The 12154-nt window shown below is 67.3% G+C and carries 10 protein-coding genes; 5 read left to right on the top strand and 5 right to left on the bottom strand.

Going from position 1 to position 12154, the window contains the following annotated elements; all coding sequences use genetic code 11:
• Positions 1-7 precede the first annotated feature (7 nt).
• A complete protein-coding gene (gene ruvB / locus IB269_RS12575; protein ID WP_063327342.1) occupies positions 8-1093 on the top strand; it encodes a Holliday junction branch migration DNA helicase RuvB in 1086 nt (361 codons plus the stop codon).
• 7 nt (positions 1094-1100) lie between these two features.
• Here ruvB and IB269_RS12570 read toward each other — a convergent pair whose 3' ends face one another.
• The 5 genes from IB269_RS12570 to IB269_RS12550 all read right to left on the bottom strand — a co-directional run bounded on the left by IB269_RS12570 (position 1101) and on the right by IB269_RS12550 (position 7627).
• Positions 1101-1817 carry an MgtC/SapB family protein gene (locus IB269_RS12570; protein ID WP_012203158.1) on the bottom strand — a complete coding sequence of 239 codons (717 nt, stop codon included), beginning with the start codon at positions 1815-1817 and terminating at the stop codon, positions 1101-1103.
• A 40-nt stretch (positions 1818-1857) separates the two neighbouring features.
• Complete coding sequence (gene mgtA, locus IB269_RS12565; protein ID WP_192367293.1) at positions 1858-4617, bottom strand: magnesium-translocating P-type ATPase; 2760 nt, start codon at positions 4615-4617, stop codon at positions 1858-1860.
• Positions 4618-4635: 18 nt separating this feature from the next.
• Complete coding sequence (locus IB269_RS12560) at positions 4636-5046, bottom strand: hypothetical protein (protein WP_192367292.1); 411 nt, start codon at positions 5044-5046, stop codon at positions 4636-4638.
• Between the two features lie 212 nt (positions 5047-5258).
• Positions 5259-5495 carry a hypothetical protein gene (locus IB269_RS12555; RefSeq protein ID WP_012203161.1) on the bottom strand — a complete coding sequence of 79 codons (237 nt, stop codon included), beginning with the start codon at positions 5493-5495 and terminating at the stop codon, positions 5259-5261.
• A gap of 251 nt (positions 5496-5746) precedes the next feature.
• Positions 5747-7627, bottom strand: a complete 1881-nt coding sequence (locus IB269_RS12550; protein ID WP_192367537.1) for a lysoplasmalogenase family protein — start codon at positions 7625-7627, stop codon at positions 5747-5749.
• A 239-nt stretch (positions 7628-7866) separates the two neighbouring features.
• On the opposite strand from IB269_RS12550, the gene IB269_RS12545 reads away from it, so the two are divergent.
• The 4 genes from IB269_RS12545 (at position 7867) to IB269_RS12530 (ending at position 12145) form a co-directional block, all read left to right on the top strand.
• Complete coding sequence (locus IB269_RS12545) at positions 7867-8871, top strand: Bug family tripartite tricarboxylate transporter substrate binding protein (RefSeq protein ID WP_043825721.1); 1005 nt, start codon at positions 7867-7869, stop codon at positions 8869-8871.
• Positions 8872-9059: 188 nt separating this feature from the next.
• Positions 9060-10214 (top strand): hypothetical protein, encoded by a 1155-nt coding sequence (locus tag IB269_RS12540; RefSeq protein WP_225614094.1) that lies wholly within the window; start codon positions 9060-9062, stop codon positions 10212-10214.
• Positions 10205-11344, top strand: coding sequence for a hypothetical protein (locus tag IB269_RS12535; RefSeq protein ID WP_192367290.1), 1140 nt, complete (start codon positions 10205-10207; stop codon positions 11342-11344). Before IB269_RS12540 ends, IB269_RS12535 begins: the two co-directional genes overlap by 10 nt.
• Positions 11345-11482: 138 nt before the next feature.
• Entirely contained in the window at positions 11483-12145 is a 663-nt protein-coding gene (locus IB269_RS12530; RefSeq protein WP_192367289.1) for a hypothetical protein, read from the top strand.
• Positions 12146-12154: the final 9 nt, after the last annotated feature.

The raw sequence follows: 12154 nt of genomic DNA, 5'->3' as shown, positions 1-12154 counted from the left end.
GCGGCGCATGAGCATCCATACCGACGATTTCGGGCAGGGCGGCTTTGCGCAGGGCGGCTTCCCGCCAGACAAGGCACCGGACAAGCCGCGCATGATTTCGGCAGCGCCGGTCTCGCGCGGGGAAGAGGCCATGGAGCGCGCGCTGCGCCCCAAGCTGCTGCAGGAGTACGTGGGCCAGGCCAAGGCGCGCGAGCAGCTGGAGATCTTCATCGGCGCGGCCCGAAAGCGCAATGAGGCGCTGGACCATGTGCTGCTGTTCGGCCCGCCGGGCCTGGGCAAGACCACGCTGTCGCACATCATCGCGGCCGAGCTGGGCGTGAATCTGCGCCAGACCAGCGGCCCCGTGCTGGAAAAGCCCAAGGACCTGGCGGCGCTGCTGACCAACCTCGAAGCCAACGATGTGCTGTTCATCGACGAGATCCACCGCCTGTCGCCCGTGGTCGAGGAAATCCTCTACCCGGCGCTGGAGGACTACCAGATCGACATCATGATCGGCGAGGGGCCGGCGGCGCGCTCCATCAAGTTGGACCTGCAGCCGTTCACGCTGGTGGGCGCGACCACGCGCGCGGGCATGCTGACCAACCCGCTGCGCGACCGCTTCGGCATCGTGGCGCGGCTGGAGTTCTATACGGCCGAGGAGCTGGCGCGCATCGTGCGGCGCAGTGCAGGCCTGTTGAACGCGCCGATTGACGACGAGGGTGCCTTCGAGATCGCGCGCCGCTCGCGCGGCACGCCACGCATTGCCAACCGCCTGCTGCGCCGCGTGCGCGACTATGCCGATGTGCGCGGCGACGGCAGCATCACGCGCGAGCTGGCCGACCGTGCGCTGGCCATGCTCGATGTCGATCCCCAGGGCTTCGACATCATGGACCGCAAGCTGCTGGAGGCCGTGGTGCACCGCTTCGACGGCGGCCCCGTGGGCCTGGACAACATCGCGGCCAGCATCGGCGAGGAAGCGGGCACCATCGAGGACGTGATCGAGCCCTACCTGATCCAGCAGGGCTTTTTGCAGCGCACGCCGCGCGGGCGCATGGCGACCCAGGCGGCGTACCGCCACCTCGGGTTGCCGGTGCCGGGCGACGACGCCAGCTGACGCAGGCTCACTCCTCCGTGCCGGCGTTCCAGAAGGCCTGCAGCACGCCGGGCAGGGCCTCGATGGCGGCGATCACGCGGTCGAGCTCGTCGGAGTCCACCGAGGTGGCGTAGAGCATGGCCTCGATCTCCGTGTCCTGCGGGCCGAAGGCGTGGGTTTCCACGCCGCGCACGGGGTAGCTGGCGTTCTCCAGCAGCTCCAGCATCTGCTCGCGCACATCGCCCTGGGCGCCGCGGTGGCAGATGGCGTAGACGTAGTAGGTCGACTCCGTGGATTCGTCATCCACCGGGCGGCGGTTGATGCGGTTGACCACGGGGCGCAGCAAGGTGTTGCTGGCCAGCACGAACAGCGTGGCCAGGCCGGCCTCGGCCACCAGGCTGGCGCCCGCGCAGGCGCCCACGGCGGCCGAGCCCCACAGCGTGGCCGCCGTGTTCAGCCCGGTGATGTTGGCCCCTTCCTTCATGATGGCGCCCGCGCCCAGGAAGCCCACGCCCGAGACCACGTAGGCCACCACGCGCGTGGCGCCCTCGGCCCCGCCCAGGCGCACGGCCAGGTCCACGAAGACGGCCGCCCCCACGGCGACCAGGGTGTTGGTGCGCAGCCCCGCCGTGCGCTGGCGCACCTGGCGCTCCAGGCCGATGAGGGCGCCGAACACGAAGGCCGTGGTCAGGCTGACGAAGGTGTCCAGCATGGCGCCGGGGTTGAGGTTCTGCAGGGCCTGCATGGGGTTCCGGGCTTTCCTGGTGAATGGGTTGAAGGGTGCGTCACTGCCAGCCGTAGCGGCGGATGTAGACGCGCTTGAGCAGCGTGGCCAGGCAAGCGTAGCCCAGCAATATGGCAATCATCCACGGGAAGTAGGCCGCCGGCAGCGCCTGCAGCTTGAAGTAGCCGGCCAGCGGCCCCATCGGCAGGAAGATGCCGGCCGCCATCACGGCCGCCGTGGCCAGCAGCAGCGGCCAGGACGGGCGGCTTTGCAGGAAGGGGATCTTGGGCGTGCGGATCATGTGCACGATCAGCGTCTGCGTGAGCAGCCCGATGACGAACCAGCCCGACTGGAACAGCGTCTGCTGCTCGGGCGTGTTGGCCGCGAAGACGAACCACATCAGCGCGAAGGTCAGGATGTCGAACAGCGAGCTGATGGGCCCGAAGAACACCATGAAGCGGCCCAGGTCGGCCGGGTTCCAGCGCAGCGGCTGGCGCACCAGTTCGTCGTCCACGTTGTCGAAGGGGATGGCGATCTGCGAGAGGTCGTACAGCAGGTTCTGCACCAGCAGGTGCAGCGGCAGCATGGGCAGGAAGGGGATGAAGGCCGAGGCCACCATCACCGAGAACACGTTGCCGAAGTTGGAGCTGGCCGTCATGCGGATGTACTTCAGCATGTTGCTGAAGGTGCGCCGGCCCTCGATCACGCCCTGCTCCAGCACCATCAGGCTTTTTTCCAGCAGGATGATGTCGGCCGCTTCCTTGGCGATGTCCACGGCGCTGTCCACGCTGATGCCGATGTCGGCCGCGCGCAGGGCCGGGGCGTCGTTGATGCCGTCGCCCATGAAGCCGGTGATGTGGCCGTTGGCGCGCAGCGCATGCACGATGCGCTCCTTGTGCAGCGGCGTGAGCCGGGCGAACAGCTGGTGCCGTTCCACGGTCTGGCGCAGCATCTCGTCGTTCATGTGCTCGATCTGCGTGCCCAGGACGATGTGGTCTGCGGGCAGCCCCACATCACGGCAGACCTTGGCGGCCACCAGTTCGTTGTCGCCGGTCAGCAGCTTGACGGCCACGCCGTGCGCGGCCAGGGCGGCCAGCGCCTCGGCCGTGGTTTCCTTCGGTGGGTCCAGGAAGGCGATGTAGCCGATCAGGGTCAGCTCCGACTCGTCGGCCACGCCGTAGTCGCTCTTGTGCGGCGGCACTTCCTTCATGGCCACGGCGACCACGCGCAGGCCCTCGCGGTTGAGTTCGCGCGTCACGCGGCGCACGCGGGCCAGCTGCTCCTCGTCCAGCGGGCGCGTGCCGTCGCCTTCGCGCAGCCGGGTGCAGGCGCCCAGGATCTCCTCGACCGCGCCCTTGCAGATCAGCTCGTGGTGGTGGTTGCGTTCGGCCACCACCACGGACATGCGGCGGCGCTCGAAGTCGAAGGGGATCTCATCGACCTTGCGGTAGTCCTCGGCCACGCGCATCTGGGTGTGCAGCTCCACGTGTTCCAGCACGGCATGGTCGAGCAGGTTCTTCAGGCCCGTCTGGTAGTGGCTGTTGAGGTAGGCGAAGCGCAGCGTCTCGTCGCAGGGCTGGCCGAAGGCGTCGGTGTGGCGCTCCAGCACGATGCGGTCCTGGGTCAGCGTGCCGGTCTTGTCGGTGCACAGCACGTCCATGGCACCGAAGTTCTGGATGGCGTCCAGCCGCTTGACCACGACCTTGCGGCGCGACAGCACCACGGCGCCCTTGGCCAGGGTGGAGGTCACGATCATGGGCAGCATCTCGGGCGTCAGGCCCACGGCCACGGACAGCGCGAACAGGAAGGCCTCGGCCCAGTCGCCCTTGGTGTAGCCGTTGATGAACAGCACCACGGGCACCATCACCGCCGCAAAGCGGATCAGCAGCCAGCTGACGCTGTTGACCCCGGTCTCGAAGGCCGTGGGCGCGCGGTCGTTGGAGGTCACCCGCGTGGCAATGGTGCCGAAATAGCTGCGGTTGCCCGTGGCCAGCACCACGGCCAGCGCCGTGCCCGAGACCACGTTGGTGCCCATGAACAGCAGGTTGCTGGCATCCAGCACGCCAGTGCCATTCGATGCACTGGCGTCGGCGCGCTTTTCCACGGGCAGGGATTCGCCGGTCATGGCGGACTGGCTCACGAACAGGTCCTTGGCGCTGAGCACGCGGCAGTCGGCAGGAATCATGTCCCCGGCCGACAGCACCACGAAGTCGCCGGGCACGACCTCGCGCAGTGGCACCTCGTAGCGGCGCGCCTGCTGGCCGAAGCCGCTGTGCGGGGCGTCTGCGGAGTCGGCATCTGCCGGCGCCGTGGGGCCGCCATTGCGGCGCAGCACTGTGGCCGTGCTGCTGACCATGGCCTTGAGCCGCGCGGCGGCGCGGTTGGAGCGGCCTTCCTGCACAAAGCGCAGCAGCGTGGACAGCAGCACCATGGAGGCGATGACGACCGTGGCCTTCATGTCCTCCGTGGCGTAGGAGACCACGGCCAGCAGCGTCAGCAGCAGGTTGAAGGGATTGCGGTAGCAGTACCACAGGTGCAGCCAGCCGGGCAGCGGCTTTTCGTGCTCGACCTCGTTGGGGCCGAGACGCGTGAGCGCGGCGCGGGCCTGCGCGCGGGTCAGGCCGTCCTCGCTGGAGCCGGTGCGCGCCAGCACGGCGGCAATGTCATCGCGCGAGGCGCGCAGCAGCTCGCGCGTGAGGGTCGGCGATACCGAGCGCGAGTGGTGCACGGCCGTGCCCGAGGGCAGGGCATTGCGCCGGAACAGCCCCAGGGCGTGGCGGCTGCGCAGAAACGCCTGGAACAGGTGCTTGAGGCTTTTCATGGTGACCTCCCTGGCGGCTCAGGCCTGGCTCGAACGAAGGGTGGCGCGCAGCCAGTGCCAGTTGCGCTGGCAGGCGCACAGCAGGCGGCGGCGCAGCGGCGGGCGGGTCACGGTGGCCGACTGCAGCCATTGGCGCCGGGCATGGGCAGGCAGGTGGCGGTAGACCTCGGCGCGCTCCTGCGCCGCCAGCAGGGACAGAACGTCGGCCTGCTGGCGCTGCGTGAGCGCCACGAGGGCGTGGGCGAAGAGATCGGGGCCGTGTTGCTGCAGCAGGGCGTGCAGTTGTCCGGTGTGGCGCGCCGCAATGGCGGCTTGCAGGGCCAGCTGCAGGGTGCTGGCGCGGGAGGTGTGGCTGGCGCGCGTGGAGACGGGTGCTGTGGCGGGCGTGGTTGCCGGCGTGGTGCGCAGCGCGGTGATGACGTGTTGCATGGCGGGCTTCTTTCGTTGCGGCGGAAGAAGCCCGGCAACTATCCGTCAATGGACGTGCGCGGGTCTCCCGGCCGGGGCCTTGGGATGAGGCGGAAGGGCCGCAGGCATGTGCGGCCGGACCGTGTCGGAGGGGTCAGGGCAAGATCGACTCGGATCGGGGTCCATGGGGGAGCTCCTTTCTGACGAGGGGACGGACAAGGCGGGCGGCGCGTTCAGCGCGGCTGCAGGCTCAGAAAGCTGCGGATGCGGTGCGTGGGCCAGTGGGTCTGCAGGTCCAGGTGCATGGCGTGCTCCATGGCCGAAGGGGCCTGGGCTTGCATCTGTGCCTGTGCCTTGGCCTGCATTGCTGCCTGGGAGGCAGCCACGCGCGTGCCGGTGGCGCCGGGGCAGGGCGCGGCAGTGGCAGGCTGCAGGCGTTGCATTGCGGGGCGGACGAACGGTGTGGACATGGCTTTCTCCTTGGCGAACCAGGAAGACCGCCGTAGGCAGGGCCGTCAAGCAGCGTGGGCCGGGCGCTGCTCGATGGCAGCCACACGGGCACGCGGTCAGTGATCAACAGCCATTGGAATCTTCGGTGCAGGAGCGGCGTGCCTGATGCATGCCAAGCGCCACTGCAGCGCCGGGCGGCGCGAAGATCCAAGGGGAAACGCGGCAATGGATGGAAGCCGACCGACATGGCCGCTCCCATCACAGGAGTCGGTCAGTCAGCCAGCAGCGAAGCCATTGCGGCGCGCTGTTTGTCACTGGTTGAACTGGCACTGTCCACGGAGGACTCCTGAAAATGCGATCCTTCGATTGTGCCTTGCGAGCTGCTTCGGGTCAACCCTGATGTCGATGCGCCACGGGCCAGCCAGCCTTGCACGATCAGCAGTTGCGCCGCGTAGTAGGTGGACAGCACGCCGGCTTGCGCGCCGTCGAAGGGCTGCACAAATCGGTTGATGGCCAGCAGCGAGTCGCTGGCCATGAAGAAGCAGGCACCCATGGCCACCTGCCAGGCCGCCTTGCCGCCCAGATGCCGCGCGCGGCCCAGGGCCTGGGCCGCCATCAGCGCAATGACCAGCACATAGGCGGCCACGGGCAGGCGCAGCGCGGCGGGCAGGCCACCCTGCCAGAGCACGGCATACATGCCCGCGCCCAGGGCCAGCGTGGCGGCCAGCGAGGGCCGGTGTGCAAACCAGGGCGCATCCTGGCGCAGCAGCACGATATAGGCCAGGTGGGCCAGCAGAAAGCTGGCCAGGCCCGGGATGAACAGATCGGGCAGCATCAGGAACACGTCGCCCGCCAGGGATGCCGCCAGTGCCGCGGCCAGCCAGCAGGCGCCGCGCGCGGGTTTCGCCAGTGCCGAGAAGGCCGTGCTGCCGCGCCACAGCTGCATGACGGCGATCAGCGCAAAGACCATGGTCAGCGGCTTGAACAGCCAGTGCCAGTGCAGCATGTCCAGCGCGGCGGTGGCGGTGGCGGTGGCCAGTGCGCCGGCCTCGACGGCCAGTGCCAGCCACAGGCTGATACGCCCCTGCATGGCTGCGCCCAGCGCCCATTGGCAGGCCAGCAGCACGGCAAACCACAGTGCATTGCGGGCCGTCGAGGACTGGTCGGCATGCCACAGAAACAGCGACACCCCGGCGATCAGCGCCACGAACTGCAGGCCTGCAAACCAGCGCAGGCCGCGTTCCATCCCCGGTGCGTAGAGCACGCGGTGCGCGTCCAGGTCGAAGGCCGGCCTGGGAAAGCGCTGCGCCACATCGGCAGGGCGCCATCCGGGCGGCTTGAGCCAGATGCGCAGCTTGTCGCCCCAGCGCCGCGCATGCCAGCTGTCATGGATGAGTTGCCGGTACACCACGGCGTTGGCCCACAGCGGGTCCCAGCTTTGCAGCAGGCCGCGCGTGCCGTAGACACATGGCTCGCTGTCGTCCTCGGGCTTGAAAGTGCCGAACAGGCGGTCCCAGACGATGAGGATGCCGCCGTAGTTCCTGTCCAGGTAGCAGTCATTGACGGCGTGGTGCACGCGGTGGTTGCTGGGCGCGCAGAACCAGCGGTCGAACCAGCCCAGGCGCCGCACCTGCTCGGTATGGACCCAGAACTGGTAGAGCAGATCGATCAGGCCCACGATGGCAAACACCAGCGGCGGCACGCCGGCCAGCGCCATGGGCAGGTAGAACAGCCAGCCCAGCAGCGCGCCCGAGCTGGTCTGGCGCAGCGCCGTCGACAGGTTGTAGTCCTGGCTCTGGTGGTGCACGGCGTGGGCTGCCCACAGCACGGCCACCTCATGGCCCATGCGGTGCAGCCAGTAATAGCAGAAGTCGTAGAGCAGCAGGGCCAGCAGCCAGCCGGGAATGCTGGTCCAGAAGGCATCGTTGCGCCACAGCGCCACATAATCGAAGGCCATTGTGTACAGACCTATGCGCAGCAGCTGGGTGAAGACGGCGCTGGTCTGGCTGAGCATGCCCAGGCTGATGGAGCTGACGGCATCGGCCAGCCGGTAGGCATTGCGCCCGCGCCACAGGCTCACGCCCCATTCCAGCGCGATCAGCAGCAAAAAGGCCGGCGTGGCGAAGACGATGATTTGGCTGGGTGAAGGCATCATGGCCCGTCAATTCTGGACAGGGCCGTTGTGCGGCGCCTTAGGCGTGAACCCTAGGACACGGAATCACAAGGGTTGAAACGGATTGCAATAAATGGGGCTTCATGGCAAGCGCATGGCAGGAAAATTGCGCCCTATGGCAGAATCGCCCGCTTTCCACGCGCTGGACGTGCTTGCCCTGCAGGCCATCGCCAGCCCGCACCGCCTTTGCCGGCATGCGCCTTGCATGCCCAAGCCCCATGCCCTTGTCCCGCCGCTCCCTGCTATCGGCTGCCGCCTCACTGGCTGCGGCCCTTGCCGCTGCACCCGCCGCCCATGCCGCGCCGGGCGCGGGCAAGCCCTGGCCGGCAGCCGGGCCCATCACCCTGATCGTGCCCTTTGGCGCGGGCAGCGATGTGGACGCCACGGCGCGGCTGATCGCCGAAAAGCTGGGTGCGCGGCTGCACCAGTCGGTGGTGGTGGACAACGTGCCGGCCTCCGGCGGCGTGCTGGGCGTGAGCAAGGTGGCACGCTCGCACGCCGATGGCTATACGCTGCTGCTGGGCTTTGACGGGCCGGTGAGCATTGCGCAACTGGTGAACTCCTCCGTGCGCTATGACGCCGAGCGAGATCTGGCGCCCGTGGGCCTGGTCACCGCGGCGCCCATGGTGATCGTGGCCCGCCCGGGCCTGCCGGTGCACAACCTCAACGAGCTGATCAGCATGGCCCGCGCCCGGCCCGGCGCGCTGACCTATGCCACGCCGGGCGTGGGCACGGTGCTGCACCTGGCCATGGAACGGCTGCAGGAGCGCGCCCGCATCCGCCTGGTCCATGTGCCCTATCGCGGCGTGGCCCAGGTGACCAGCGAGGTCATGGGCGGCCAGGTCGATCTGGGCATTCTGATGACCACCGGTGCCACGCCGCTGGTGCAGCAGAAAAAGCTGGAAGGCGTGGGCGTGACCTCGGCACAGCGCATCGACGTGATTCCCGAGGTGATGAGCTTTGCGGAGGCTCCTGATCTGAAGGGCTTCGAGCTGGAAGCCTGGACCGGCCTGTTCGCCCCCGCCCGCACGCCCGAACCCGTGGTCAGCCGCCTGGCCGCCGAACTGGCCGAGGTGCTGAAGCTGCCCGAGGTCCGCAAGCGCCTGCAGGACAGTGGCGCCACGCCCGGCTCGGGCACGCCGGCCACGTTCGCCCAGTTCCTGAAAAAGGAAAAGGCGAGCTACACGCAGATCGTCAAGTCCGCCAATATCCAGGTGGAATAGGCCGCGCTGGCGGTCAGCGGGTGACCGCTTTTTTCCATTGAATGAAGACAGGGCCGGTGAAATCGGCGGCATTGTCTGCAGTCGCCTTTTGTGCGCCGAGTGCCACGTATTGGTGTGTGAAATCTGTTACTCTCCGCTTACATTTTTAAGGGGGCGGTGTGGGGGTGGAGAAAATCATGCGCCGGGCCATGGCATGGCTCTGGCTTTTTGCGCTTGCAGCGTCGGGCGCTGCAATGGCCGAGGACCGGCCCACTGTCACTTTTGCGGGAGTCGCCTATTCGGGCGACGCCAGTTCGCAGCAGCAGCGATTCCCTTATTCAAAGCAGTATGAGAGCCGCCTGAAGGCCGCCGGGCACAGCGCCTATGCGCGGGCACTGGCATTCGTGCAGCAGGCGCCTGCACAGCACCTGCAGATATCCACCAATCCCATCGATGAGCTCAAGGGGCGCGACCAGGCCCTGGTGGTTTCTCTGGTGCTCAATTCCGAGACGGTCTCCGTGGAAAGCTTTGGCGGCGTGCGCAAGCTGTTCATCCTGATTCGTGGACAGGCCCTGTTTTTCGACTTCAAGTCCATGACGGCGGTGCGTTCGTATCCGCTCAGCTTTGCCTTCATCGACAACTTGCGCCACGAGCCGTCGCAAGAGGAAATCATGGAGCGCGTGGCCAAGGTATACGAAGGCGCGGGAGGCAAGCCCGGCATCTTCGGCCGTTTTGCCCAGGTGCTGGCCACGGCCACCGTGCCCTCGCAGACTCCGCGTTTCCTGCAGGTCACCGATATCCAGATTCCCGCCGCCATGGCCGAGATGCTGCCCGGCTATCTGCAGGACCCGCAGGTGCACAAGACCTGGGCCGCCGATATCGTGGGCGAGGCCATTTCCAGCCGCATTGGTGTGCCCATCATTCCTTTTGCCCTGGGCTATGCCGTGGGCAATGTGATGCGCATGCAGGTGCTTGACGGAGAGGTCTACACGCTGCAGCTGCCCAGTGCCGACTACGCCATCAGCGTCGATTTCAAGGGATTCAAGAAGCTCAAGTTCAAGGAATCCAGCGCCGGCACCAGCTATGTCTACGGCACCTTTGCCGATATGCGCATCCAGGAACCCAATGGGCCGGTGTTTCTCGGCGCCTCGCTGAAGAACGCGGAAGTGAAGGTGGTGCCTTCCACGCAAACCCATGTCGATGATTTTCCGGCGTTCTATGACTCGCTCAACGGCCTTTTCGTGAAGCTGGCCGAGACGGTGGCGGCTGGACGGGGCAATGACTGGCTCAAGTCGGCTGCTGCCGAGAGCGACATCGAAGCGCAAATTGTCAAAACAAAAGACCTGATGAATCTATGCAAGTAATCCAGAAAATCCTCCTGTGCCTTTCCATGGCGCTGTTCGCGGCCGGTGCGGGCGCGCAGGTGCAGCAGGCACGCGGCAAGGCCTCGGTCAGCTACCAGGATTCAAAGGTCAGCCCGCAGGACAAGGAGCGTGCGCTGATGGCGGCCCAGCTCAAGGCCGTGGAGTTCTACTACGCCGAAGCGGGCCAGTCGGAGGCCGAGAATTTCGACGCCGTGCGCGACAAGATCCTGGCCAACCCCGATCGCTACATCCTTGAGCACACCGTGCTCAGCGAAGAGGACAACGCCGACAGAAAGCAGTACACGGTCTCCGTGCGCGTGGCGCTGAACGTGGCCAATCTGCGCAATGCCGTCAAGGCCAACTCTGCCGTGGCCAGGGGCGGTCCCGCAGGCCGGTCGCCGCTGGCCTTCATGTTCGTCTCGCGCCAGGTGGCCACGACCAAGTCCTTCGATGACCGCGCCTACAAGCGCGTGGACGAGACCGAGGACGTCAAGGCCCAGGTCAGCGCTTCCGAAAAGGGCAGCGAGGGTGAATCCATCCGTGGCGGACGCATCAGCACGAATGCCTCCACGGCGACCTCGGGCACCGCCTCGGTCAAGAGCAGCCGCACTTCCGAGACCGGCGGCAGCACGACGCGCCGCTCGGCCGAGTCCACCTGGCGCGTGATCCCCAGCGCCAACCTGTCCCAGGTCTTTTCGTCCAACTTCGCCAAGGCCGGCTTCAAGGTGTCAGAGGCTGCCATGGTGGAGCCCTACACGGGCGGCCACTTCAAGGTCGCGGCCGTGGAGAACGACTACAAGAGCGGCATGGACCTGCAGCCCTCGACGCTGGCGGCCATGGTGGCCGGCATGCGCACGGCGCAGATTCCCTACATCGCCCTGGGCACGCTGGATGTGGGCATGGGCGAGCCCGATCCCCAGACCGGCCTGATGCGCGTGAGCGTGACGGTCAACGCCAAGATCCTGGACATCGCCCAGACCATTCCCGACACGATTGCCGCCGTCGGCCCCGTGCTGTACGCGGGCATGGGCCCGTCCGAGGATGAGGCGCGCAACAACGCGCTGAAGCTGGCCGCCAACGACGCGGCCCGCGATCTCACCAGCCAGGTCACCAATCTGGGCCTGCGCTGAGCGCTGCGGCTTCCAAGGTCCGGCTGCCATGCAGCCGGACCTTTTTTCCGTTCTTTCGCTTTCCACGCTTTCCACGCTTTCCTCGTTTTTATCTTCGCCGTCCGCGTTCACGGACTGCTGCAACCCGAGTCCATCTCCATGAAAAAGCTCTTCACCACCGTCGCCGTTGCCGCCGCCATGGCCAGCCCCGCCCTGACACAGGCCCAGTTCTCCATGCCCTCCATCCCGGGTGTCGGCAAGCTCATGGGCGGCAGCGGCTCTGCCGACGTGGCCGGCCAGGGCGACGCCCTGGTGCGCAGCTATGTGGGCGCCAGCAAGGAGGTGCTCAGCGCCAATGCCAAGATGGCCACGGCCCTGGGCCTGAAGGAGCAGGCCGCCAGCGCCGCCAGCACGGCGGACAGCCTGGGCGATGGCGCGACCATCGGCGCGCTGGGCGATGGCAACAAGGTGGTCTCGGACACCAGCGGCGCGATTGCCGAGTCCATGGCGAAGAAGCCCGTGCTTGATGCCGCGTCCAAGGCCACCTTCGCCGAGGGGCTGGTGCACCTGGTCAACGGCAGCGTGAAGTACGCCGGCATGGGCAAGGATGTGTCGGTCATGGGCAAGAGCCTGCAAAGCGCCAACCCCGTGCAGCTGACCAAGCTCACCTCCGCGGCCTGGGTGGTGTCCAAGTTCCCCGGCTCGGCCTCCGACCTGTTCAGCACCGTGCAGACGGCCATTGCCTTCGCGCGGGCCAACGACATCGAGGTGCCGGCCAATGCGGCTGACGCCACGGCCGCGCTGGGCACACTCAAGCTGTGATCCGGTACA

This window comes from Delftia sp. DLF01 (genome assembly GCF_014852125.1).
Classification (GTDB): domain Bacteria; phylum Pseudomonadota; class Gammaproteobacteria; order Burkholderiales; family Burkholderiaceae_C; genus Comamonas; species Comamonas acidovorans.
Note: the sequence above shows the minus strand (reverse complement) of the source record. Positions and strands in the feature narration are given on the sequence as shown.